Genomic DNA, 24,998 nt, shown 5'->3' on the forward strand with positions numbered 1-24,998 from the left:
TCTATGCCGCCCTGATACTGGCGACAAAGCCGCTGACTTCGGCCTGCAACGACCGCAGCTTGCCGGTCAAGCGCGCGCTCGCCGCAACAACGGTGCCCGCCACGAGTCCGGTTTCTGACGTCGCGGCATTGACGTCAGAAATGTTCTGCGAAACCCGGTTCGTTCCGGAAGCTGCGTCCCGAACGTTTTGTGCAATAGCCTGAGTTGCGACGCCCTGCTCTTCCACTGCTGACGCGATCGAAGATGAGATCTCATTGACTTGGTTTATGGTCGCGAGAATATTCTGAATGTTACCGACCACGGACGAAGTCTCGGCCTGTATCGACGTAATTTGCGCACTAATTTCGTCAGTCGCCTTGGCCGTCTGCGTTGCGAGCGACTTCACCTCGGTGGCCACGACAGCAAAGCCCCTTCCCGCTTCGCCGGCGCGCGCCGCCTCGATTGTGGCATTCAGCGCGAGCAGGTTGGTTTGCGCGGCAACGTTATTAATGAGCCCAATCACTTCACCGATCTTGGAGGCTGCCGCAGCGAGCCCCTGTACTGTTGCATTGGCACGCTGCCCGTCGTTAGCGGCCTTGTCGGCAACTTGGGCTGCCTGCGTGACGCGAAGACTTATCTCGTTTATCGAAGCCGACAATTGACCGGCGGCTGAGGCAACCATCTGCACGTTCCCGGATGCTTCGTGGCATGCTTCGGCAACCGAGTTCGCACGCCCGTTCGCACGATCGGCGCTCTCTGACATACTCTCGGCAGCCTTCTGCATTTCACTCGCCTCGGAGAACACCTCCCGCACAACACTTTCGACGCTCGTCTCGAACTTTCCGGCAAGTTCCAGCATAGCCCCACGCTTGTCTTCATCCGCTCTTTGCATGAGTTTTTGCTGTTCGCCGTGCATCATACGAACAGCGGTCGTGTTTTCCTTGAATACGCGCAAGGCGCGGGCGAGACTCCCGACTTCATCGCGGCGGTTTGTGTATGGCACCTCGAATTCATCTTCGCCCGCAGCGAGCTTCTCGGTAAGAGAGGTGATCGTGATGAGCGACTGCGTCACGGTCCGACTGATCGCCAGCGAAATGGCAAGGACCAGAACGAGTAACCCAAGGCAAATCCACGCGAAGGTCCAGGCAGTGTGTCGAAAGATTGCATCGACATCGTCAAGATAGATGCCGGTCCCGATGATCCAGTCCCAAGGCGCGAATTTTTTTATATAGGACAGCTTGGAGACTGGCTGCTCGGAGCCGAGCTTGGGCCACAGATAACCGTAGAAGCCCTCCCCCTGCTTCTGTGCGACGTCGACAAAACCACGAAAAAGGTAGTTTCCACTCGGATCTTTCAGGTCTCCGACCGGCTTGCCATCGAGCTCAGGCTTGGCGGGGCTCATGATCATGTTGGGGGCCATGTCGTTGATCCAGAAGAACTCGACCTTGTCGTAGCGAAGCCCCTTGATCACTGCGAGTGCAGCAGCCTGAGCCTGCTCGCGGCCAAGCGAGCCGTCACCTTCAAGCTTTTGATAGTGCGCCAGGATGCCGTGCCCGATGTCGACCATATGCTGGATCTTGGCCTGCCTATCGGTCATCATCTGGCTGCGGATGTTGTATAGCGCGATCGGTACCAGAGTGATCATGCCCGTTAGCGCTATGCCGATGATAACGAGGAACTTGACTCTCAGACCACGAACAGACATTGGAATCCCTCGATCAAAAAATGATCGTCAGATTGTTCCAGCCCTGTTACCAGACGTTTAAGTATCGAGGCTCTTGCAGTCACAGCGCATATTAGTGACGCTATTTGGCAGAATTTGCACGTTCACCGAAGTTGCGATCACCCTCACCACAAAACTAGCCTTTGCCACGAAGTGGTACAACAAAGCACAGGGGCCGATCGGAATGTCACAGAAAATTCCAGTCACTATCCTCACTGGATTTCTTGGGTCGGGCAAGACGACCCTACTGAATCAACTCCTCGAAAGCGGACTAATGGCGGATTCGGCCGTCATCGTGAATGAGTTCGGTGCCATCAGTATCGATGCCGAGCTAGTCGTCGGCGTAGACGAGGAGATCCTCCAGATCAATAACGGCTGCATCTGCTGCACTGTCCGAACAGATCTCGTTACGACGATTACTAATCTGCTGTCCGGAACGAAACCGATCCGCCGCATTCTCATCGAAACGACAGGGCTGGCCGATCCCGCCCCAATCATTCAGAGTTTCATTGTCGACGAAGTGCTATCAACCAAAACCATGCTCGACGCCGTCGTGACGGTGGTCGACGCCACCCATATTGATCGGTGGCTGGCCGACCAGAGCACCGGCGAAAACATTGCGGCCGAGCAAATCGCCTTTGCCGACATCGTAGTGGTTAGCAAGTTAGATCTGGCCGAAGAAGGCCGTCTCGCCAAATGCGAGGCGACGATCCGGGCCATTAATCCGATGGCGCGCGTGTTGGCCCCGATCGAGGGTCGGCTGAACGTCGCCTCGATCGTCGACGTCAAGGCTTTCGATCTGAAGAACTGCTTGGCCATCGAGCCGCTGCTGCTCTCCGACCTCGAGCACGAGCACGACACGTCCGTGATCAGCGTGGAAGTCCGCGAAGAGCGCTCCGTGGACGGTCCTCGATTCTTCAAATGGCTAAACGCTTTCGTTCAACAGAACGGAGACCGCCTTCTACGCTGCAAGGGCATTCTGTCGTTGACCGGCGAAGCGCGGCGTTGGGTATTCCATGGTGTCCATATGACGCTCGAAGGCCGTCCAGGGCGGCCGTGGGCGGGCAGTGAGCCCCGCATCAGCGCGATCGTCTTTATTGGAAGAGGACTCGATGCTGTTCAGATCTCGTAATGACATTGCTGGCCTGACCCAACCAGACGCAAGCCTTGTCGCTTAGTTGATCGCGTAGCTCGGTGGACGCCGCGCTGCTGTCTGACCTGGAGGTCGGCTCGGCTCCGGATCCGTCAGCCTCCGGCTGCAAGCGGCGATTTTGAAGGAAAGCGAACTACCGTATGAAATTGCAGCATTACCTCGGAGGCCTCGAAGGCCTCGATCCGATCTCGCTCGAAACACGAGTCTTCGTGGAACCCTGGGAGGAGCGCATCTTCGGCATCCATACAGCGATGATGGCGCTGAGCCCGCAACTCGACCTCGAAGCCACCCCAAGCACGTTCAACACCGAGTGGACTTGGGCGGATCTGCGCAAGGGCGCGGAGGCCATGAACCCGTTCGACTACTTTAAATTCCGCTATTACGAGAAATGGCTTGGCGGCATCTCGGAATATTTCGTCGCGAAGGGGTATATCAGCCAGGCCGACCTCGACGCGCGTACAGCGGCCTTTCTGTCGTCATCTGCCGCGCTGCCGATGGGCGGAGACGTCGCGGTGGATGCTCGGGTGCGGAAATATCTGATGACCGGAGATGATCCGAGACGTGAGCGGCCAGTCCCACCCCTCTTCGCGGTCGGGAACGCCGTTCGTGTCGCCGACCCGAAATCGGTCGACCACACGCGCCTGCCCGGCCATCTCCGGAATAAGGTGGGCCTCATCGATAGTGTTTACCCCGACGCCTACACCTATCTTTGCGACACCGGCGTTGACGGAGTTGGGAGGGCGATGCCCGTCTATTGCGTCAAGTTCGATCCTGAGGATCTCTGGCCGGGCAACACCGAGACGAATTTCACCTTCTACGCAGACCTCTTTGAGGCCTACCTCGAGCCTGCTACCACACTGAGGAACCTCTAATGGACCGTTTCGAGTATTCCAGGGACCGCGAAGCCACCAACGCGGGCGCGCGCGCGCGCTCGAGGCGCTTCTGATCGAAAAGGGCGTGATCACGAGTGAGACCGTCGACAAGATCATGGCGATCTTCGCGACCGAGATGGGCCCGTTCAATGGGGCCAAACTCGTTGCGAAGGCGTGGGTCGATCCAGCGTTTAAGATACTGCTCGCCCAAGATACCATGGCCGCTGTCGAGCAAATGAACTTCGCAACCAAGGGTGCCGGTGCTGAAGGCGAGCATATGAAAGCGGCCGTCAACACGCCGGAAGTGCACAATCTCATTATCTGCACGCTCTGTTCGTGCTACCCGTGGCCGATCCTCGGCCTTCCGCCCTATTGGTACAAGGACCCTTCCTTCCGCGCGCGGGCTGCGCGTGAACCGCGGAAGGTGCTCGGAGAGTTCGGCCTGGACGTAGACCCAGGCAAGGAGATCAAAACCTGGGACAGCAGCGCCCATATTCGCTGGTTTGTGGTTCCGGAGCGACCGGCGGGCACGGACGGGTTTAGCGAAGAGCAATTGGCTGCTCTCGTCACACCGGAGTCGATGATGGGCGTCGCCATCGTCAAACCGCCCGGCGCTTGAGGCAACAATGCAGACAAGCTTCGAGCATTTCGCCATGGGCGCCATGTTGGGACAATCCGACATGCCGCCCAAGGATAACGGAAGCCTCTGCTTCGGTGCGCCCTGGCAGCGCCAAGCGTTCGGTATGGCGCTAGCGCTCTCCAAGCAGGGGGTATTCGAATGGGACGACTTTCGTTCGGAGCTGATATCGACGATCGTCGCGTGGGAAGCTACCCACGACACGTCTGACCCGAGTTGGGATTACTATGAAATCTGGCTCACCGCACTCGAGACGATGGTGAAACGCTCCGGCCTCGATGGCCGAGCCACACTGGCCCCCTGATCAGCATCGCGTCGTTTGGCGGATGACATCCAAGCTGGTGCTTCGGACCAACAGGGCTGCAAGACTATAATGCCCGTGATAGCGAGCAACGCCGCATCATAGCCGGATTGGCCATGCCCGTCGTTGAAAGCGGCTGCCGAGGCTCCTACCGATCAGTCGCCCCTGCTCCCATACCTACAATGAAAGGTTGGAGCCTCAATTGTCGCACAAGAGTCCGAATTCCGCGTCGATTTGGCCGAAAGTGACGGCTTAATGCACGACAGGGGGTATGAGAATTGCTTACCGATTTTTCTCATTTGAGGATTGATGATGCGCATAGCCTTGCTTGCTCCGCCAGGGGTTCAGTCGCTCGACATCGTAGGCCCGGCCGAAGTGTTCTGGGAGGCAGCCAGGCGGCTTGGAGATCCGAATGCCTATACTGTGCAAGTGATCGGCGGATCGGCTGATCCCATCCGCGGAACAGGCGGGCTGCGCTTCGTGGCGGACCGGCACATCTTCGATCCCGACCAACCGATCGACACGCTCCTTGTTGGAGGCGATCCGTCATTTGCAACGATCGATCCTGCCATGGTCCAATGGTTGCGGCGCAGAGCCGGTACGGTACGACGCCTCGGTTCGATCTGTACGGGCGTTTTCCTTCTCGGAGCAGCGGGCTTGCTTGCGGGAAAACGCGTGACAACTCATTGGGAATGCGCGGCACGTCTTCGGGCCGAATATCCAGACCTCAATATTGATTCCGATCAGATATTCATCCGAGACGGCAATCTGTGTACCACCGCCGGCGTTACCGCCGGAATGGATCTGGCGCTTGCTCTGGTCGAGGAGGATTATGGGCGAGAGCTGGCACTAGTCGTAGCACGCTACATGGTCATGTTCCTGAAGCGCCCAGGCGGTCAATCACAATTCAGCGCACATCTTGCTGCTCAAATGTCTGGAAAGACCAAAATCCGGCAGGTTCAGCAACACATTCTCGACAATCTCGCGGCGTCACTTTCTGCCGAGAATCTGGCGGCGCAGGCCAGCATGAGCGTTCGAAATTTCACGCGCGTATTTCGCCAGGAAATGAATATGACACCCACTGAATTCGTAGACGCAGCGAGGCTGGATGCGGCCCGGCTATTGCTTGAAGAGGGTGGGAAGTCAATGCAGCAGATCGCTATGCGCTGTGGCTTCGGCAACGCTGACGGCATGAGGAGAGCATTCATCAGAAACCTTGGTGTTGGGCCCGCTGAATATCGGCTTCGATTTCGAAGTGCATGGACTGGCACCAATCATGTCCCGATCGACCATCCGAGATCTAACAGGCCAAAATCCATTCAAACGTCCGGCTAAAACCGTATGCTGTTACGGTAGGTAGAGGCGCCAGCACGCCGCCCCGGGCTGCATCATCAGGCTGAAGTGGCAGAATTTGCGCAACTCTAAGCCTTCCGATCACCCCTACACATAGCTGCATCTGAACCGCAAATGGCCGACACTGACGTAACTTTGGCCGCCAAATCGTGACGGATAGCTTACATTCGGCGCCATCGAACGGTCATTGCAACGCTGCTGTCCCGAAATCCGACGCTGCTTCGGCCGACGGGAGTGGATCTGTGTGCCCGGTAGCGATCTCAGATCATTGAACGCCGAGGCATTCATCGATGGCGATCATCACTCAGCCCCCTCAAGAACACCACAGTAACAATGGTCCGGCATTGCGGGTTGGAATCGTGGCCGTCAACGGATCCAACGCAATCGATTTCATCGGGCCGAGCGACGCCTTCAACGAAGCCAGCAAGTCAAACGCAACGCGAAGTCGCTACAACGTCGATTTGATCGGTGTAGCGCCTGGACCAATCGTGAGCTCATCCGGCGTTCGCATGCTACCGGACAAGGTTCTCGGACCGGATTTGGATATCGCCTACGACACCATACTGGTTTCAGGTAGTCAGGATCTTCACAAATCTGGAAACAACTTCCCGCTTTTGGTCGACTGGCTTATCCGATGTGCACCTTCCGCGCGCCGGATCTGTTCAACCTGCACTGGAACGTTCGCCTTGGCAGCGGCCGGTCTCCTCAACGGACGCCGGGCCGCGACGCACCATGATCATACGGAGCAGTTCTCGACGATGTTTCCAAAAGTTCGCGTGGAGCCGGACAGGCTCTTCGTTCGCGATGGCATTTACTACACTGCGGTCGGTGGAATGGCTGGGATAGACCTTTGTCTCCACCTGATCGAAACCGATTGTGGCCAAACGACATTTCTGGATGTCGCCAAGATACTCGTCGTTTTCCTAAGGAGGCCCGGCACCCTGCCTCAGGTCAGCGAATTTCTCAAGGCGCAGTCGATCCGAAATACTCAAATCAACCAAGTCATGGACTGGGCCTTAGACAATCTCACCGTCGATCTTTCGGTCGAGGCCCTTGCCAAGCGTGCAGCGATGAGTCCAAGGAATTTCAGTCGCGTTTTCATAGATGAGATGATGACGACCCCCGCCCGCTTCGTCGAAAGCATCAGGGTCGAAGCGGCGCGCATCCTTCTCGAAACGACACCGCTATCCGTCCAGCAAATTTCTCATCGGGTTGGGTTCCGTAACCCGGCTAACATGCGGCGTGCATTCATACGCGTCTTCCAGGCGCCTCCTTTGCAATACCGGCAGAACTTCAACCATGCGGCAGTCAATTGTGACGGGATATAGTTTCTGGAGTTGATGGTCGTTCCAGAGATCAAAGGCCATCAACTACGCCCACGGTCGAGAGTGCGATACGATACAATCGTTTCGCCGCAGTCGTTTTGACGGTCATGTGACACCGAGATGTCGTCCATCGCCTCAAAAGCTCTCAGAAGCTTCGACGCGATAGGATATGTGCACGATCTCGGTTCCGGTCATGCAGATCCGTGGAAGAGTCGTAGTTGACGTCAATCGGTGAACGAGGTCGGCCCAGGCACATTACACCTGCGGCGCCCCGGGACGCCGTAGCTCTAGCAAGATGTCGATTCAAGATGACTTCGAGTACGTAACAGACGGCGGTCGCCACGGAGTTCCGCTCCGCGGCACAGCATATACAGCCGCGTGCGACGCGGACCATGACATTTTTGGTGAGACGTTGCGGCGGCGCACTTGAGGCCTTCGATCAGCGCGCGAAGCACCGGCGTCCCGTTATCTAGCGGTTCAGCGCCGCATCGTCATTCGATGAACCGCCATGACACCGGAGATCACAGCGTAGAAGCGGTCTCCGCCGCTGGGACGAGGACAAAATCGAACTTGGATCGCCAGATTGCGTGTTCGTGGTCGATCCGTTCAAACGGCGCGACGAGCGTTTGTTTGACACCGAACACGGTGTCGGACGTGATGTACGGATCGTCGCCAACGAAAGTATGCGTCACTATCTTTTGATAGCCTGGCGCGGTGACGATGTAATGCATGTGTGCAGGCCGGTACGGGTGACGCCCCAAGCTCTCCAGCATCTGCCCTACCGGACCATCGTTTGGGATCGGGTATGAGACTGGCTTGATACCGACGAAACTGTAGCACCCGTCGATGCCGGTTCTGAACACCCCACGGTTGTTCCATTTCGGCTGAGTACCGGGCTGCTGAACGTCATAGAAGCCATCGGCGTTGTCAGACCAAACGTCGATCCGCGCCTCGCTGATCGGATCACCATCGGTAGTGATCACCCGGCCTTCGAACAAGCACGCCTCCCCCTTGCCATCGAGTGTGATCTTGTCGCCCATCTTGCGCTCTGGCGCGCCTACCACATGGAATGGGCCCAAAACCGTGTTTTCAGTTGCGCCAGGTGGACGGCGGTTATTGAGCGCATCCACCAGCATGGATAAGCCAAGCGTATCGCTCAAGAGAATGAACTCCTGCCTATCCTCGGTGCAAATACCGCCTGTCTTGGTGAGAAAATCGATGGCGAATTCCCATTCTTCCGTCGTCAGGTGAACGTCCTTCGCAAAGCTGTGTAGGTGACGAACCAGCGATCCCATGATTTCGGCGAGGCGCGGATGGACGCGCTCTCCCATTCGGCCATTTACGGCTTCGACGGAAAATTCTTCGGTGAAGAATCCGGTCATACGTTGTCCTTTCGTCGTCGGGTGCAGCCAGCGTTGCTTGAACGCTCGGCGCTGCACATCTGCCAAATTTATGCCTGCATAGCGGATCGCCCTCCTACGATCTCCTGGCACCTCAATCGACCAAGAACCGTCGGTGTCCTTGACGGCGCTGACTGGTCTTGCATCAAGGCGGCCACTCGCCGTGCGATCCAGCCTTGAGCCTGAAGCAGCAGCAGGTGCCAAAGCCGATCCGCTAAAGACTGGATTTGCTCTAGTTGCTGGCTGTGATTCCTCGTTCCCGTATGATCGCGCCGAACCGTAGAGAATCTTCGCGAACCCTTTCCCCGAACTCTCCGGGCGACATTGGAGCTGGCACGTTTCCGACCGCAATGATGCGGTCCTTCAAAGCATCAGTTGCGAGGGCGCTGTTGATGGCGGCATTCAAGCGTGTAACGATATCGCGAGGGGTTCCAGAGGGTGCGTACACGCCGAAGATGGCGTCCGCGTCAAACCCTACAAGGCCAACTTCCTCTAGCGTTGGCACGTCGGGAAGCTGAGGCGAGCGCTTGGAACTTCCAATTGCGAGCGCGCGTAGCCTATTGGCCTTCACATGCTCCATCGCGATGCCAGGGTCGAACAGAAAGTCGATCTGCCCCGCAAGTAGGTCGTTAAGCGCAGCCGCTGCGCCCCGGTAGGGCACGTGCACGGCATCCGTGCCCGTCATCTTCTTCAACATTTCCGCCGCCAGGTGCGGAGAACTGCCGACCCCTGGCGATCCAAAATTGCGTTTTCCGGGGTTGACCTGAAGATCAGCCAGAAAGGCATTGAAATCGCGCGACGATGTTTCCGACCGAACGACCAGATAGAATGGGACACGCGCGACGGAGGCGACGGGAACAAGATCCTTCGATGGATCGAAAGACATTTTGGCGTATAGATGCGGATTGATGGCGACCATGCTACCCGAAGACATAAGCAAGGTGTAGCCATCGGGCTCAGCTCGGGCCACCGTTTCCCCGCCAAGATTTCCGTTGGCGCCGCTCTTGTTCTCGACGACCACCGGCTGGCCAAACGCCTCCGTGAGGTTCTGGCCTACGAGGCGTGCGAGCAAGTCGGCCGCGCCTCCTGGCGGAAAGTTGACCACAAGTCGAATAAGTCGAGTAGGCCAGGCGTGCGCCAAAGACGTAGATGTCAGGCCCGCGACGAAAGCGAGCGCGATGACGATCGCTCTCATGTTAATCTCCCTAATGCTTTTTTTATAACGGTCGGCTTTTGTCTTCGGTCGCTCATCGAGAAATGACCGAGGAACTACGTTGAGTTCGCGAGGAAATCGCCCAAGGCCGCAACGCAGGCTGGATCTTCCTGCAGAGCGAGGTGCCCGACGTCGGGCACGATATGAATTCGGGAGCTTGGAATCGCTCGCGCCCATACCGCTGCCTGGCTTGCAGGAGCCACCCGGTCCTTTTCGCCCCAGAACAGAAGTGTCTCGTTGGGTATCCTGCTGAGCCATCGGCCGAGATTTGGATGCCCAACTCCGTGACACTTCCGAATATTGCTAAGCGCCTCGCCCTCCTTTGCACGTGTCGCAAGAAAGTCGTCTGGGGAAGGTGCCAGCGCGCCACCCGGAAAGTACCGGAGTGCGATTTCGGTGCGATGCGCCAGATACTGCGGCAGCTCGTTTGGAGGCACTTTGCTCACATCGGTGGCGCGATGATCGGGATGGTTAAGTCCCGCAGGCGCGTTGAGCACCAGGCGGGCGAACCGCTCGCCGGCGACCACCGCCATCTCCGCCGCCATCCAACCACCCATTGAGTGGCCTACGAGGTGCGGACGATCCAGGCCAAGGGACGCGACGAGTCGGAGATTATGAACAATCAGGTCCTGCATGCCGCAAATATGAGGTGCGGGCCCGCTTTCTCCGAAGCCGGGATGGAAGGGCAGATAGATCCGAAATCTATCGGCTAGACCGCGCGCCCATTCGTAGCCTTCGATCGTCGCTGCGCCATGAAGCGCCAACACGGCCGGCCCCTCCCCGATGACCTTTATCACCGTGTCGACGCCGTCTATGTCGTGTCTTATCGTTTCGAACTTCACATCTACCTCCTAGCGGATCTGCCGCGCGATGCGCCCAACTATGGTCCGGCTGCGGAGATCGCCGGAGGTGACCAGGCGATCTCCCTACCGGCATGCCGCATGTGAACGAACTCGATGACTTGGTGCCCGACCGTCTCGAGCTGACGCTGGGTCGCCATATCGGTGCAGTTGCCTTCGGCATCGAACAAAGCCGTGGATGTGTTCAACGTCGCGCCGAAGGGGGTCGGCCAGCCCCGCAAAGAATGGGCAATTGTCCGCAGCGCTCCCAGTGTCTGCCCGACCGCCTGCCATCCGCCGGCGCATGCGATACAGCCGACCGGAATTCCATCGAGATAGGCCCGGGTGTCCTTCCTCAGCTCTTCGGCATAGTCCAGAGCGTTCTTGATCAATCCCGATATCGATCCATGATAGGCTGGTGACGCGATGATGATCCCGTGGCATTCACGAAGTGCCGTCAGGAGTCGTAGTGCCTGGTCGGAATGCGGCTGCCCAGGAGCGTACATCGGCAGGCACAGCTCCGCTCCCGAGAGAAGCATCGTCCTCGCGCCATTTTCCTTGGCCGCACGGAGACTGATCGCGAGCGCCCGTTCAGACGACGAACCGGGCCGCGGGGTGCCGCCGATGCCGACGATGAGCGGCCTGTCTTCGATCATCTTGTGCTCCTGCATTTCGAGAAGATCTCTTCGCGGCGCGGGCGATACGCCAACCGCCTGACTTGAGGCCGCTGGCGGTTGCGCGACCGAACGGGTGGATCAACGGATCCGAGCTTCCCGCATTTGCGGCAAGACCTCCTCGCCGAAAAGCGCGAGAGATTCCCGGCGACGCGGTGAACTGCTCCTGCCAAGCATCGCAAGGAAGTGGCCTGCACCGCATCTACGGCATTGATCGATGATCTGTTCGGCAACTTGCGACGGTGTGCCCGCGATGTAGTCGTCATCGTGAACCGTGAAGCCCGCTCCGGCGCGCGGAGCGTCGAGCAGAGACGAGACTCGCTCGACGACGCGCGGGTCGCCAGCCACGATCTTCAGCGTAGCCTCCCTTGCGGCCCGGGCCTCCTCTCTTGCCTCGGAGGGATCACGCGAAATCGAGATATTGCGTCGGATCGCGAGCTGCTCGGGGAGTGCCGGTCGTCCCAGTTCGACGCATTCGTTCCTATAGACATCGAAGATCTCGGATATCCGACCGACGGATTCAAAACCCGTGCAGATTTTGGATTGTCGTTGCGCCGATTTCCTAGCCGATCCATCGCTTACGACGGTCGTCCATTTGGGTGGTGCGGGTTGCCGGAACACGCCCGGCATGAGGCTCAACTTCTCGATCTTCCAGTACTTCCCGCTATGGCTGATGACGGGGTTCGTCAGAGCAGCGTCGAGTATCTCGAGAGCCTCGTTGAACCGCTCGCGGCCTTCCTCCATTCCGAGGCCGATCCGCTGCAGTTCCTGAGGAACGCCGGCCGCGAAGCCGATTTCGAGGCGTCCATTCGTCAGATGGTCAAGCATTGTCAATTCTTCGATGATGCGCCACGGCTCGTAGAACGGCACGACCAACCCCATCGTTCCTAGCCGAAGCCGGCTGGTTTGGGCGGCAATGGAGGCGATCAGAAGATTAGGAGATGGGCTCAACGAGTGACCGAAGTGATGCTCGCTGAAGAAGATTCCCTCGAATCCGAGCCGTTCGGCTTCGAGCCAGAACGCGTTCCCATCCTGGAATACGGCGCTCACTAAACCCGGTAGAGCGGCCCCCTCGTCAGGAGTTGGGGCCTGCATGAACTCGAAGATCCAAGGTTTGATCAAGATGCGTTCCTTCCCGAGCGTATTCTTTTTTGAAGGCGTTAGGGCCCTGCAACTTCGTTACTCGGGGTTCCGGGATTTGAAAAATCGATTATATCTATCCGTGATATTTGCAGAATGGATATGACCGATGCGTTTCGAAGGGTTGGATCTCAATCTCCTCATCGCTCTCGATGCGATCCTCGAAGAGCGGAGCGTCATTGGCGCCAGTCGCCGTCTTCACCTCAGCCAACCGGCGACCAGCGCTGCCATCGGCCGATTACGTGAATATTTTAACGACGAGATCTTCACGATATCGCAGCGGAAGCTCGTCCCCACGCCGTTGGCGCAATCTCTCGAAAAGCCCACCCGAGAGATTCTGCTGCAAATTCGGGCTAATCTGATTTCCCGCCCTAAATTCGACCCGGCGAGTTCGGAGCGACGTTTTCGTCTGGTCGTTTCAGATTATGCGAGCATCGTGCTGATGCATCCCGTGATGAAGCGTATCTATAACGCCGCGCCGGGCATTCGCCTCGAGATTCTTCCGTTCAGCGACAGCGTGGACGATCAGCTTCAGCGAGGAGAGGTCGATTTCGCAGTGGTCCCAGATACCAATCTGATCGAAGGTCATCCGAGCCAACCTTTGTTCACCGACGAATTCTGCTGCGTTGCCTGGCAAGGAAGCCGACAGATAGGCCGTTCGATCTCGCTCCGACGCTATCTTCAGGCTGGGCACATTACGGCTCAACTCGGATTGATGGGGGGAATATCGTTCGATGAACGGGCGCTTGTGCGACTTGGTCACAAACGGCGGATCGAGGTCATCGCGCCTAATTTCACCGCGATGGCGGCTATGGTAATCGGGACCGACCGTATCGCGACGATGCATCATCGGCTCGCGGCGATCTTTTCGCGAAACTTTCCCCTCAAGCTTTTGCGCGCACCGATACGCATCCCCGCATTTCGGGAGGCTCTTCAATGGCCGGCATCTTTTCACACCGATCCGGCGCTGGTTTGGTTACGCGAAATAATCATCGATGTCGCTTCCGAGGTTGAACGGACCCCAGCTTCACAAATGAAAATTGGGTAGCCTCTTTCCGTATCCGGCTGCGTCTCGCGACGCTACGCTTGGCTCGTTGCCCAGGCCGTGCAGATAACTTCCCAGGGCGTGATGCCGCGCGGGGTCTTCAAGCGCCTGCCCTTGCCTGCAGCCTATTAGCGCTCGACAAATTTGCTCAGGCGGCCGCCTCGGCCTGCCTCAGCGCGTCTCTGGATCGGAGCTTGTGCAAGCACGACCTAGTCCGCCTGGCGTAAAGAGTCGTGTCGGACGGCGTATTTTGCCAACCCAACCCTGATGCTTTCGAGCCTTGGCTGGCCGATTTCGTCGCCCATTTCCAACTCAGCCTGGTCAACCGCTTTTCTGAACGCATCAAGCCATTCGAGACCGGCCTTGGTGAACCGGACCGTGCGAGCGCGACCGTCCGCTGGATCCGGCACGCGCTCGACGAGCCCCATGAGAACACACTGATCCACAAGCTCGCCCATGGCCTGTTTAGTCATCGCGGAACGTTTCGCCAATTCGGTGACCCGGGTGCCGGGCCGATCAAGGTTTCGAGTCAAATTGACGTGGGAAATACGGGTATCTCGGTAACCGGCGTCCTTCATGATTTCGAGCACGCGGGCTTCAAAGCGCCGAATCGCACTGTTCATCAGGCGGCCGACATTATCGTGGCGCCAACTATCAACATCGCGGGGCGACTTTGTTGCCCGCATCTTGACCGGCACTTGTTTCGTTGAAGTAAGACGCGCTGGTGCACGCCTGAGGAGTTGTACGACTTCTTTTTTGATGCCCACGTCATTCAGCCTTTCAACGACAATCTGAAACGAACTTTAGAGCCCCGCATTCTCGCGCAGACAAGAACTTGACAGAATAGTCATGCTACCTTCCTATATTGTCGGTCGTGAGGAAATGAGGATGCCCGCAGAAATTTGGTCCGTATTGATCGTTGGCGGTGGGCCGTGTGGCTTAATGCTTGCGAATGAACTGGGTAGGCGGGGAATAGATGCGATCCTGGTCGATGCCAAGCCGACAACGGCCTTCAACCCACAAGCCAATGCGACCCAGGCTCGAACGATGGAGCACTTCCGCAGATTAGGATTTGCCGATGAGATTCGTGCCCTCGGGATGCCTCCGGAATTCCCAACCGACATTGCCTATTTTACAAGGTATGCAGGGCACGAGCTTGCTCGATATAAACTGCCTTCGGCCAATCAGGCACGTGCTCAGGTAAGTGGCCTGTCCGGTTCGTGGAGTGCGGCGGAACTCCCCCACCGCGTGTCACAGAAATACGTTGAGGCGACCCTCCGTACGCACGCGGAGAAATTGCCCGGTATCTCTGTGAACTATAGTTGGAAACTTGTATCGTTCCATGATGAAGGCAGTCACGTCGATGCCGTGATCGAAAGCATTGCGGATGGACAGCGTAAAGAGGTGACGGCGAAGTATCTCGTTGGTGCCGACGGTCCACGAAGCATGGTGCGCGATCAACTCGGATTTTCCTATCAGGGCGAAACTGGCGTTATCCGCGACTTCATGGGCGGGCAGATGTATGCGATCTATCTGCGCGCCGTCGAATTCTATAATCTGGTTCCGCACCCGCCGGCGTGGATGAACGTCACCTTCAATGCCGATCGTCGCGCCTTCATGACTGCTGTCGATGGTAAGGGCGAGTTTGCCTTCCACACGCAGCTGCGCGCCCATGAGCATCCCGACACCATCACCGACGCCGACGCACTGGCGATGTTCCAGGCAGCTGTCGGCGCGCCGGTGCAGGCCGAGATTCTGTCACGCGGCAACTGGACCGCCGGGCACGCGCTTGTGACCGATCATTTTCAAAAGGGACGCGTTTTCCTCGGGGGGGATGCCGTCCACCTGTTCACGCCGACCGGCGGGCTCGGCTACAACACGGCTGTTGAAGATGCTGTCAATCTGGGATGGAAGCTGGCTGCAACATTGAAAGGTCAAGGTGGCCCTGATTTGCTTGCGACCTACGAGGTCGAGCGACGGCCGGTGGCGATCCGGAACACGGGCTATGCGCGCAGATTAGCGGATTCCCTGGGCCTGTTTCTGCCGGTCCCGGAGATCGAGGTAGATGAGCCTGAAGGTGCCAAGGCCCGTGAGATCGCGGGGGCTCATCTTGAAGCTCACGCTCGAGCTGAGTTCAATATCCCCGGCGTGACCTTTGGCGGGCGCTATGACGGGTCGGCCATTATCATCGCCGATGGTACGCAGCCGCCGCCCGACACGGCCAACCTCTACGTACCGACGGCTTGCCCCGGTGGCCGCGCGCCACATATCTGGCTGGATCAAAACAAGTCGTTGTTCGATGTCTTCGGCTTTGAATGGACGCTACTGCGTATGGGACGTGACAATGCCGCGAGCTCCGGGCTGATCAGTTCCGCGCGGACCGCAGGCCTCGAACTAGAAGTGGTGGACATCGCCGAACCGGCAGTGCGCGAACTTTACGAGGCAGATTTTGCACTAGTCCGTCCAGACCAGATCGTTGCTTGGCGCGGAAATTCTATTCCAGATCCGACTGGGCTACTCTCGACAGTCACCGGCCATCCTGTCGATATGCCTGCGATCGCCTGAAAACGCTGGGGCGACTCCCCAAATAAGGCCACGCTGCCCCCGCGCGCTTCACGACGTCGGAGATACGCGAACCCAATGGCGTTCTGTCGCAAGCACCTGAGTGAGCGGATGGCGCCCGCGACGCTGGAGAACTCCAGTTGTCGGCGATCGGTACCGTACCGGCCAAACGCCGCCTAGTCGGCTTCGTCGTTACGGCTGCGGTCTGCCGGTGTGGCAAAATGAATAATAGCATAGTATTGTGTGACTTAATTAGAGACGGAAACAGGAACAATTGGGTGAAAAGCTCTAAGGTGCAACGCGTGCCGGTTACGGCAGCGCCTCTTCGACAACAAGTCGCCAGCAATCTACGGACCGCGATCATCGAGGGCAGATTTCGGCCAGGAGAGCGGCTTAAGGAGGCTGAGCTCTGTTCCTGGACCGGCGTGAGCCGAACTGCCGTGCGCGAGGCTCTGAGGCAGTTAGAGGCTGAAGGAATTGTAGACAACATCCCCAATCAGGGACCAGTCGTTGCACAGGTTTCGCCCGACGAAGCTCGTCAGCACTACGACGTGAGAGCGGTTCTGGAAGGATTAGCAGCGAGAAGCGTCGCGGAAGAGATCACAGAACCGCAGATCAAGGAATTGCTCAAACTAAAACGCGAACTTGATCGGGCGTTTAAGACCGGCAGTGTCGAAAAGGTCCTTGGCTTCAAAAATCTTCTCGATGAATTCTTGATGAGCATCTGCTCGAATGTCGTTGCAAAGGGCTTCGTGGACGTTATCCGAGCTCGCTTGAGCTATCTGCGGCCAATCGTTCTCTCACAACCCGAACGGCTCCGCGAAAACGCCGTTGAGGTTCACGCAATCATCGATGCGATTGTCAAAAAGAACCCACAGGCAGCGTGGAACGCGGCAGTCAATCATGTCAACAAAGGTGCGGAAGCGACTCTGAAAGTGTTGGAGCAACTCGCAGCCGCTTCGACGCGTCAGGCTGCGCTCGATGCCGAGGCGGCTCTGCGTGCCAAGCGGCCTCGGGGACGTCCGAGGCGAGATCTGCAGCCAAGCAATCCTGTGGGACGGGTGACCGTGTAACAATCGAAATCAATCTTTCCAGGTGAATATCATCCCCCTTCGGCCCTGAGGCCGTTATCCCGGACTACCTGGCCCCAGACATGTGCCTGCTTCGTATAGAAACGTCGCATGTATGCAGGATCGCTTGCCACTATCGTGAGCCCCATGGCCTTTAGCTTCTGCGCAACGCTTTCTTCCTTGAGAGCAGCAACCATCTCAGCATTGAAGCGCTGAATCATCAGCGTCGGTGTTTTGCCAGGCGCATAGAGGCCCCACCACGGCGTCGCATCCAGATCGGGATAACCGCTTTCAACGAGCGTTGGCACATCGGATAGGGTCGGGTGTCGCGCGGCCCCCGTTTGGGCGAGTGGACGCAGCATCTTGGATTCGATCTGACTGTTGAGCACCGTTGTCGCAGCAATGATCATATCGACGTGACCGCCAATCGCGTCGTTCACCGCAGGAGCAGCACCCTTGTAGGCCACGTGCGTCCATTGAGCGCCAGAACGTTTGGCAAGCTGCAGCATGGTCAGATGGCCAAGGCTAGCAGTTCCTGCTGATGCGAAGGTGAGCCCACCTGACTTAGCTTTCGAGGCGGCAATGAGTTCGGCCAGCGTTTGATATGGACGCGAAGGCCCGCACGCCACGATGTTAGGGGCCGTGCCAACTAGCATAACTGGATCGAGATCTGTCTCGGAATCAAACGGCATTGGCTGCATTGCCGGGTTGGTCGCATGCGTGTCGAACACAAACAGCCAGGTTCGACCATCCGGTGGCGATTTAGCTGCCGCAGCAGCACCGATACTGCCAGCAGCGCCAGCACGGTTTTCAATAATGATCGTTGTCCCTAGTCGCTGCTGCAATGCAGGCTGGACCAACCGCGCGATCGCATCGAGCGTTCCTCCCGCAGGAAATGGAACGATAAACTTCATCTGGCCTGAAGGCCACTCTTGGGCTTTGGCGGCGAAGGGCATCGTCAAAGCCCCGGCAATTACGGCACGTCTTGTCAATTTTCCCATACGTTCCTCCCCAGGACTGGTCTTGAGAACGGCGCTTCTGCAAGAACAAAAGCGGCAACGGGCTAGAACCCTTTTTATTGTCGCTGTCCGCCCGTGTTATCGTTGTGCAAACGTCCCAATAGAGGCCGCAACCGGCCGACCGCGATGCCAGACTGCTGCGATCTTATGGGCGTTGCTGATGTCAGTTGAAGGGTCCGCGTCCAGTACGACGAGATCAGCAAGCCTTCCGGCCTTCAGGACACCACGATCATCGAGCTTGAGCAGTTTCGCAGCACCGCTGGTCGCAATCGTCAAAGCTTGCAGGGGCGTAAGGCCCGCCTCAACCATCAGATCAAGCTCACGATGCTCGGCAACGCCAGGGAAGCGAAGGCCGACGCCGGAATCTGATCCAAAGCCAATATTGATGCCGGCCTTATACAGTGTCATCAGGTTCTTCTGATTCATCGCCAGCGCCTTGCGTGCACGCTCCGATCCCGGAGCATCGTGAACCTTCTGTTGCCACGCGGGATCTTCCAACTGCGTCTTGACGGTCGGATCCAAAGCCCGGTTTACAAATGGGTCGGCCGTGACCTTTGGCCTGTCGGCAAAGATGAAATTGGAGTCGTCTAGTGCCAGCGTCGCGACGTACCAAGTTGACCTCTTCTTCATGAGGTCGATCGTAGAAGCGTCAACCTCCTTGTCGCGGATGCCGTGTGCGATAATGTCTGCGCCAGCCTTCAAGGCTTCCCGTGCGTCCTCCAGATCATTGATATGGAAGGCGACGCGTAGCTTGTTCTTATGAGCCTCGTCTACCGCCGCCGCATAAACCTCAGGCTTCACCTTGACCGGTAGCATCTTTCCGAAATCATCGAGCCATATTTTGATCAGATCAGTCTTGCGCGCCGCCATTTCCGCAACGGCTGCCCTCGCGGCCTCCGGTGTATCGGGACGATAGATCTGACTTGGTCCAACCGGCACGATCGCCGCCGGTGGAGCACCCATAGCAACACCGATCCCGCGGTCTGCTCCGAAAACATCCGCTCCAGGTGCCTTACCGGAGTGCAGCTCCGCTCTCAGATCGTAGAATTCCGGTGCGTTCAGACCAAGCGAAGTGACCGTGGTCACTCCATAGGCCTCCCACTGCCGGAGTTGCGACAGGATATAGTCGCGATTGTAGTTGTCCGGGCCTGCCTTCAGCCCCCTCACGATACCAATGTGAGAATGGTTAGAGATCATGCCAGGCATGATCGTCTTGCCTTTGAGATCGACAACCCGGGCACCCGGCGGCGTCTTCACAGATTTCGCGCTACCGACAACCGTGATACGTCCATCCAGTATGACGAGAACGGAAGCCGGTATGGGCTTCCCACCCAGGCCGTCAATTAAGGTTGCCCCCTTTAACACGATGGGCTTGGTTGCCTCCTTATTCTGCGCCTGTACCGGCGCTTGACAAAGAACCAAGCACGACATCGCAATGGCCACGGCCGAAGCTGCTGCTCTCATGGTGTTCTCCCTATATATTCTTATGCGACCGCTCGGGTTGATCCCGCCGGTCATTTTCGTTGATCAGTTCATCTACAGTACTCGGGCAGTTCGCATCTTTCGCCTAGTAACTGGCATTGTACTTGTTGCATGACCTAGCGGAGTACGAACGGATACGGCTCCTCGCCAGTGCTCATCCAGACGGTCTTAGTCTGCATATACTCGTTGATCGCCTCGATGCCGTTTTCACGACCGAGACCGCTTCGCTTGTAGCCGCCGAACGGAGCCATATAGCTCACCATGCGATAGGTGTTCACCCAGATCATACCGGCCTTGAGCCGATCGGACATGATATGGGCCCGCTTCATGTTCTGCGTCCAGACGCCAGCTGCGAGGCCGAACAAGGTGTCGTTCCCGATTTCGATAGCTTCCTCTTCGTCGTGAAAAGGTATTACCGAGAGGATTGGTCCGAACACCTCTTCTTGTGCAATGCGCATGTTGTTCTTGACGCCCGTGAAGACAGTCGGTTCGATGAAAAGTCCCTTGCCACATTCGGGCCGATAGGAGCGCTCGCCCCCGATCGCGAGATGAGCACCGTCTTTCTTGGCAATATCGAGATAGGACAGCACCTTGTCGAATTGCGGAATGTTAGCGACAGGTCCGACTTGGGTTTCGGCGAGCATGGGATCGCCCATCTTGATGGCGCGCGTCGCTTTCAGAAGCTTTTCGACGAATGCATCATGCACGGACTCCTGGACCAGCATTCGCGAGCCCGCAATGCACGCCTGCCCCACCGCCGCGAAGATGCCAGCAATAGCGCCATTGACGGCGTTGTCCAGATTAGCGTCATCGAACACGATGTTGGGTGATTTTCCGCCGAGTTCAAGGCTGACGCGCTTCAAGCCACGAGCCGCACTTTCATAGATCTTCTGGCCAGTAGCGTCGGAGCCAGTAAAGGCGACCTTCGCAACTTGCGGGTGCTCGACCAGCGTCGGCCCCACCTCGTTGCCGAAACCGGTCACAACATTGATGACGCCGGGCGGAAATCCGGCCTGCTCTACCAGCGACATCATTTCCAGGAGCGATGCCGATGTGAACTCGGACGGCTTCAATACCACTGTATTTCCGGCGGCAAGCGCCGGAGCGAGTTTCCACGCCACCAGCATGAGTGGCGAGTTCCAAGGAATAATGCCAACCACCACGCCTATTGGCTCATGCTTTGTGTAGGTAAACATGTTCGGCTTATCGATCGGGAGGACAGACCCCTGGATCTTGTCCGCTAAGCCGCCGAAATAATAGTACCACTGCGGTATGTAATTGAGCTGCCCCCGCATTTCGCTGATCAGCTTGCCGTTGTCCTTTACTTCGATCTCGGCAAGTCGCTCGGCATTTGCCGCAATCAGATCGCCGAGCTTGCGCATCAAGGCGCCGCGCTGGGTAGCATTCAGCTTCGGCCACTCCCCTACATGCATTGCACGATGCGCAGCCTGTACCGCACGTGCTGCATCATCCGAGTTACCGCGCGGGATCAGCGCCCAAGGCTCGGCGGTATAGGGATTGAGTGTTTCGAACCATTCGCCTGAGCTCGGGTTCTCCCACTTTCCTCCGATGTACATTTGATATTTTTTCACCATATCCCTCGCAATCGATCTCAGCGCCATAAATAATATGCTCTCGTAATATCGTATTATTTATTTATTCGCGTCAATCGAGAAATGAAGAGGATGACAGAATTTCGGCAGGAACAGCTTTTGCACTGCAGCGGAACGCAAATACTGCTCTTGGTTTGACAAAATAAATTGCTTCAGTATTACGGTACTACGTCTTTTTTGGAGGACGCGAATTCACATCATGCCGCCTGTCGAAGGCGACGACTGACTCCAAGGACAATAGAATGACAAACAATGTCGCCACCGATATCGCAGCGTCCCTAAAGACCGCCGGCGTCGAAAACTTCTTTCTTCTGACAGGCGGAGACCAGCCACTCTGGATCGCACTTCGCGATGCCGGAATCCGAATGGTGGTGGGCCGCAGCGAAGCCAGTGCTGTTTATATGGCGGACGGCTATGCTAGAGCGAGCGGACGCGTAACTCCTACCTACGGGCAGGCGGGTCCAGGGGCCGCGAACGTTGCGGCCGCTTTGGCCGACTCAGTTTGGGCTCAATCGCCCGTTTTTGCACTCACGGGCGCAACTGCCACACAAGCAGTGCACATGAACGAGTATCAGGACCTCGATCAACACATCATTTTCGGTCCCGTGACCAAGTGGAACGGCGCCGTCGCGGATCCGGGCACGGCCGGCGACCTTGTGTGGCAGGCTTTACAGATTGCAGCCACGCCTACTCGCGGTCCGACGCATCTCGACATTCCAAAGAACTTCTTCGGAATGCCCGGCGCTCCTGACACGCCAAGAGCAGGTTCGCGACGCAACATTGCCGAACCGAGCAAGATTCGTCCGCTTGCTTCCGAAATCGAAGCGGCCGTCACCTCGCTGAAGAATGCTCAGCGGCCCGTCCTGTTCGTCGGTGAAGGTGTCAGGCTCGCTAGCGCGTGGACCGATCTCGCGCTGCTATCCGATCTCGCCGGTATCCCGATTGTCGCAACCGCGGGCGGAAAGCCAGCCGTTCTCGCGTCCCATCCAAATTTCTGCGGCGTCGTCGGTCGGTATTCGTCGGTCACGGCTAATGCGCTTTTGGCAGAAGCCGATTGTGTTCTCGCTCTGGGAACACGACTGGGTGGCCTGGCAACAAACGGCTACTCCCTGCCCAATCGGAGCGCCACCGTCCTGCAGATCGATCATGACTCTCAGGCGCTGGTAAACGCCTATGCGCTTTCACTTGCTATCAGAGCAGATCTAGGGATTTCTCTAGCTGACATCCTGAATGTCGTGAAACAGAAGGGAATGATGGCTTCCCGCGATTGGTTGACACATTGCAGGACCCAAGTGGAAGGGTGGACCGTTCACCACAAGCAACAGATCAAGGCTGTTGCAGACAACGCTGCGCTTTCACCGCTTTCAGTCCTCGACGAGCTGTCTCGTTATGCCACCGAAGTTACGCTCGTTGCCGACACCGGATACATGGCTGCATGGACCGGCGTGCTCTACCCTATTGCTCGGTACGATAGCTTCTTCCGTGCGATCGGATCTCTTGGATGGGCGCTGCCCGCGTCGCTCGGGGTCCAAATGGCACGTCAGGAAAAGGTCGTTTGCATCACAGGTGACGGCGGTATTGGCTATCATCTCGCGGACATCGAGACGGCCGTACGCTATCAATTGCCGGTGGTGATCCTTGTCATGAACAACAGCGCGCTCGCATTCGAATATCACGAGCAGAAGTATCGGTGGAACGGAAACGTCGTCGCCGAGGCTAACGACTTCGGGAAGATCGACTTCGCAATGGCGGCAACGGCCCTTGGCGCACAGGGAGCAAAGGTCAACAACAGAGAGGAATTCTCTGCTGCTTTAGCCCAAGCAATGAAAAGTTCGGTTCCGTTTGTCATCGATGTGACAATCGATAAGGAAGCATTTCCGCCTGTCACGAACTTTGATGCAGTGATGGAGCGAAAACTCTAGCTGAGTACGGGCATTCAAAGCTCGGCCGGTATTGCTGACCAGCGCCGGCCATTATGCTCGCTTACAACTGGGCCAGATGTAAGCATCGAAGCATTGTATTGGCCAAAAGAAAGCGACGCGGCGATCTTAGTATCAACTTTGGTACGACCTCTAGAAAACCGTCGTACTCCCTGCCACTCTCTTCCAGTTTCGACATAACGAACTAAAATTCCAGCCCGTTGATTCAGCCAACGGCTATTAGCAATTTTGGGCCGCGTATAAAACGCCCTCCGGAGCCGTCCATAGAATGGACGGCAAATAAAGAGGCCCTCCGCCGAACGAATGGAACGCCGTCGCCACCGAAATCTGCAAGTGGATGCTCGCTCTGACGCATTTGGACGACGCGATTGGTGGAGTTATCGTTGCGGCGATATCTATCGCGGCTAGCCTGCAAGTTCGGCACTTCAAACGGCGGCGACTCCGGCGACGCACGGGTCTCGATGAGCTGCCGACTCTGACGAAGGCGACAGTCAGCCGCCAGGCCCCCTATCGGCGATCTTCTTCCAGTTCATATAGTCCTGCGCGAACTGGGGACACGTCAAAACAAGACGGTCTGGATCCACCCGCCCCGACCGACTGATATATTCGTGCGCGAATTCAAGCGGCGGAAGCTTCATCCTCTGATCAAAATGTTCGTACCACTCCGCGCTTTGGGCAGCGGCGGAGAGCAGTTTATTTACGATCGGCTTCCGCCGTTCTTCATATAGAGCGAGCGCCGATGGAATATCGCCGTTCGTCCCGGCAATTGCACCGATGAGCGCCTGCACATCTTCCAACGCAAGCCGCGTTCCGGATCCGATCGAGTAGTGGGCCGTCCGCAGAGCGTCGCCCACAAGAACCATATTCTTGTGCGACCAGCGTTCGTTCGTGATCTTTGGGAACTGACGCCAGATCGACCGATTTGTCAGTAGATTGGCTCCCTCCAGAACCTGAGTGAATAGTTTCTGTGAGAAGAGGCGCGACTCCTCTTCAGAGAACTTCTGAAGCCCGAGCCGCTCGAAGTTGTCGGCAGTTGTCTCCACCAGGAATGTGCTGTGCGTTTTGGAATAACGATAGTGGTGGGCGTTAAACGGGCCCTCTTCCGTTTCCAGGAAGGTCTGTGTTAGCGCGTCGAACGGGCGTGCAGCGCCGAACCAGGCGAACCAGTTTGTGAGATTCTCGACCTTCGTTCCGAACGCCTCCTTATGCTCGTTCCGAACCAGAGAATTTACGCCGTCGGCACCGATGACGAGATCGGCATTGCGGAATTGGGAAAGATCCCCAAGGGACTTACCATAGATCGGCTGCAAACCGACCTCGCGGACTTTCGCGTGAAGGATACGTAAAAGTTCGAGGCGGGCGATGGCCGTGAACCCGATGCCATCGATGCGAACGCGGTCTCCGCCGACCCTCACCTCGATGTCCTCCCAAGCTTCCAATCCGCTGGAGATCGCCTGAACGAGTTCAGGATCGTCGCCCGCAAGAAATTGAAGCCCTTGCGCCGACAGGACGACGCCGAAGCCAAAGGTGACGTCTTGCGGATTCTGCTCGACGATCATGATGTCGGAAGACGGCAGGAGGCGCTTGAGCCGGTATCCAGCATAGAGACCGGCCGGACCTGCGCCAAGAATTCTGATCTTGATGGGTGATTTCGCCAT

At 57.4% G+C, this 24,998-nt stretch carries 20 protein-coding genes and 1 pseudogene; 10 read left to right on the forward strand and 11 right to left on the reverse strand.

The genetic code is table 11. The features are described 5' to 3' along the window. Position 1: 1 nt before the first annotated feature. On the reverse strand, positions 2-1,684 hold the full coding sequence (locus RSO67_RS11370) for a methyl-accepting chemotaxis protein (RefSeq protein WP_315843543.1): 1,683 nt from the start codon (positions 1,682-1,684) through the stop codon (positions 2-4). A gap of 94 nt (positions 1,685-1,778) precedes the next feature. Here RSO67_RS11370 and RSO67_RS11375 point away from each other — a divergent pair, with 94 nt between their 5' ends. From RSO67_RS11375 to RSO67_RS11400, 6 genes and pseudogenes are all read left to right on the forward strand, one after another. After that, entirely contained in the window at positions 1,779-2,834 is a 1,056-nt protein-coding gene (locus RSO67_RS11375) for a GTP-binding protein (RefSeq protein WP_315843544.1), read from the forward strand. A gap of 161 nt (positions 2,835-2,995) precedes the next feature. Continuing rightward, positions 2,996-3,727: a nitrile hydratase subunit beta gene (nthB, locus tag RSO67_RS11380; protein ID WP_315843545.1), complete on the forward strand. Its 732-nt coding sequence runs from the start codon at positions 2,996-2,998 to the stop codon at positions 3,725-3,727. Further along, positions 3,727-4,346, forward strand: a pseudogene (gene nthA / locus RSO67_RS11385) (nitrile hydratase subunit alpha). The gene nthB and the pseudogene nthA overlap by 1 nt, the downstream one beginning before the upstream one ends. 7 nt (positions 4,347-4,353) lie before the next feature. Then, positions 4,354-4,668 carry a nitrile hydratase accessory protein gene (locus RSO67_RS11390; protein ID WP_315843546.1) on the forward strand — a complete coding sequence of 105 codons (315 nt, stop codon included), beginning with the start codon at positions 4,354-4,356 and terminating at the stop codon, positions 4,666-4,668. Positions 4,669-4,977: 309 nt separating this feature from the next. Further along, positions 4,978-6,000: a GlxA family transcriptional regulator gene (locus tag RSO67_RS11395; protein WP_315844223.1), complete on the forward strand. Its 1,023-nt coding sequence runs from the start codon at positions 4,978-4,980 to the stop codon at positions 5,998-6,000. Between the two features lie 308 nt (positions 6,001-6,308). Further along, entirely contained in the window at positions 6,309-7,346 is a 1,038-nt protein-coding gene (locus RSO67_RS11400) for a GlxA family transcriptional regulator (protein ID WP_315843547.1), read from the forward strand. A 518-nt stretch (positions 7,347-7,864) separates the two neighbouring features. On the opposite strand, the gene RSO67_RS11405 is transcribed toward RSO67_RS11400, so the two are convergent. The 5 genes from RSO67_RS11405 to RSO67_RS11425 form a co-directional block, all read right to left on the reverse strand. Further along, positions 7,865-8,725, reverse strand: coding sequence for a dioxygenase (locus tag RSO67_RS11405; RefSeq protein WP_315843548.1), 861 nt, complete (start codon positions 8,723-8,725; stop codon positions 7,865-7,867). Positions 8,726-8,975: 250 nt separating this feature from the next. Next, entirely contained in the window at positions 8,976-9,938 is a 963-nt protein-coding gene (locus RSO67_RS11410) for a Bug family tripartite tricarboxylate transporter substrate binding protein (protein ID WP_184511722.1), read from the reverse strand. A gap of 74 nt (positions 9,939-10,012) precedes the next feature. Continuing rightward, complete coding sequence (locus tag RSO67_RS11415) at positions 10,013-10,798, reverse strand: alpha/beta fold hydrolase (RefSeq protein ID WP_315843549.1); 786 nt, start codon at positions 10,796-10,798, stop codon at positions 10,013-10,015. 38 nt (positions 10,799-10,836) lie between these two features. Further along, the gene (locus tag RSO67_RS11420) at positions 10,837-11,451 is read right to left on the reverse strand and encodes an NAD(P)H-dependent oxidoreductase (protein ID WP_315843550.1); all 615 of its coding nucleotides are present in this window, start codon (positions 11,449-11,451) and stop codon (positions 10,837-10,839) included. 99 nt (positions 11,452-11,550) lie between these two features. Continuing rightward, positions 11,551-12,591 (reverse strand): LLM class flavin-dependent oxidoreductase, encoded by a 1,041-nt coding sequence (locus tag RSO67_RS11425; protein WP_315843551.1) that lies wholly within the window; start codon positions 12,589-12,591, stop codon positions 11,551-11,553. A 127-nt stretch (positions 12,592-12,718) separates the two neighbouring features. Here RSO67_RS11425 and RSO67_RS11430 point away from each other — a divergent pair, with 127 nt between their 5' ends. Next, complete coding sequence (locus tag RSO67_RS11430; RefSeq protein ID WP_315843552.1) at positions 12,719-13,657, forward strand: LysR family transcriptional regulator; 939 nt, start codon at positions 12,719-12,721, stop codon at positions 13,655-13,657. 206 nt (positions 13,658-13,863) lie between these two features. Here the strand turns inward: RSO67_RS11430 and RSO67_RS11435 are convergent, their stop codons facing one another. Then, on the reverse strand, positions 13,864-14,421 hold the full coding sequence (locus RSO67_RS11435; RefSeq protein WP_315843553.1) for a MarR family winged helix-turn-helix transcriptional regulator: 558 nt from the start codon (positions 14,419-14,421) through the stop codon (positions 13,864-13,866). A gap of 121 nt (positions 14,422-14,542) precedes the next feature. On the opposite strand from RSO67_RS11435, the gene RSO67_RS11440 reads away from it, so the two are divergent. Continuing rightward, the gene (locus RSO67_RS11440) at positions 14,543-16,219 is read left to right on the forward strand and encodes an FAD-dependent oxidoreductase (RefSeq protein WP_315843554.1); all 1,677 of its coding nucleotides are present in this window, start codon (positions 14,543-14,545) and stop codon (positions 16,217-16,219) included. Positions 16,220-16,437: 218 nt separating this feature from the next. Further along, on the forward strand, positions 16,438-17,289 hold the full coding sequence (locus RSO67_RS11445; protein ID WP_315844224.1) for a GntR family transcriptional regulator: 852 nt from the start codon (positions 16,438-16,440) through the stop codon (positions 17,287-17,289). 29 nt (positions 17,290-17,318) lie between these two features. On the opposite strand, the gene RSO67_RS11450 is transcribed toward RSO67_RS11445, so the two are convergent. From RSO67_RS11450 to RSO67_RS11460, 3 genes are all read right to left on the reverse strand, one after another. After that, positions 17,319-18,287: a Bug family tripartite tricarboxylate transporter substrate binding protein gene (locus RSO67_RS11450; protein ID WP_184511727.1), complete on the reverse strand. Its 969-nt coding sequence runs from the start codon at positions 18,285-18,287 to the stop codon at positions 17,319-17,321. Positions 18,288-18,383: 96 nt separating this feature from the next. Continuing rightward, positions 18,384-19,769: an amidohydrolase family protein gene (locus RSO67_RS11455; RefSeq protein ID WP_315843555.1), complete on the reverse strand. Its 1,386-nt coding sequence runs from the start codon at positions 19,767-19,769 to the stop codon at positions 18,384-18,386. A 134-nt stretch (positions 19,770-19,903) separates the two neighbouring features. Next, positions 19,904-21,409, reverse strand: a complete 1,506-nt coding sequence (locus RSO67_RS11460; RefSeq protein WP_315843556.1) for an aldehyde dehydrogenase — start codon at positions 21,407-21,409, stop codon at positions 19,904-19,906. A 233-nt stretch (positions 21,410-21,642) separates the two neighbouring features. On the opposite strand from RSO67_RS11460, the gene RSO67_RS11465 reads away from it, so the two are divergent. Then, the gene (locus tag RSO67_RS11465) at positions 21,643-23,322 is read left to right on the forward strand and encodes a thiamine pyrophosphate-binding protein (protein ID WP_315843557.1); all 1,680 of its coding nucleotides are present in this window, start codon (positions 21,643-21,645) and stop codon (positions 23,320-23,322) included. Positions 23,323-23,831: 509 nt separating this feature from the next. On the opposite strand, the gene RSO67_RS11470 is transcribed toward RSO67_RS11465, so the two are convergent. Continuing rightward, a complete protein-coding gene (locus tag RSO67_RS11470; protein WP_315843558.1) occupies positions 23,832-24,998 on the reverse strand; it encodes an FAD-dependent monooxygenase in 1,167 nt (388 codons plus the stop codon).

Source organism: Tardiphaga sp. 709 (genome assembly GCF_032401055.1).
Classification (GTDB): Bacteria; Pseudomonadota; Alphaproteobacteria; order Rhizobiales; family Xanthobacteraceae; genus Tardiphaga.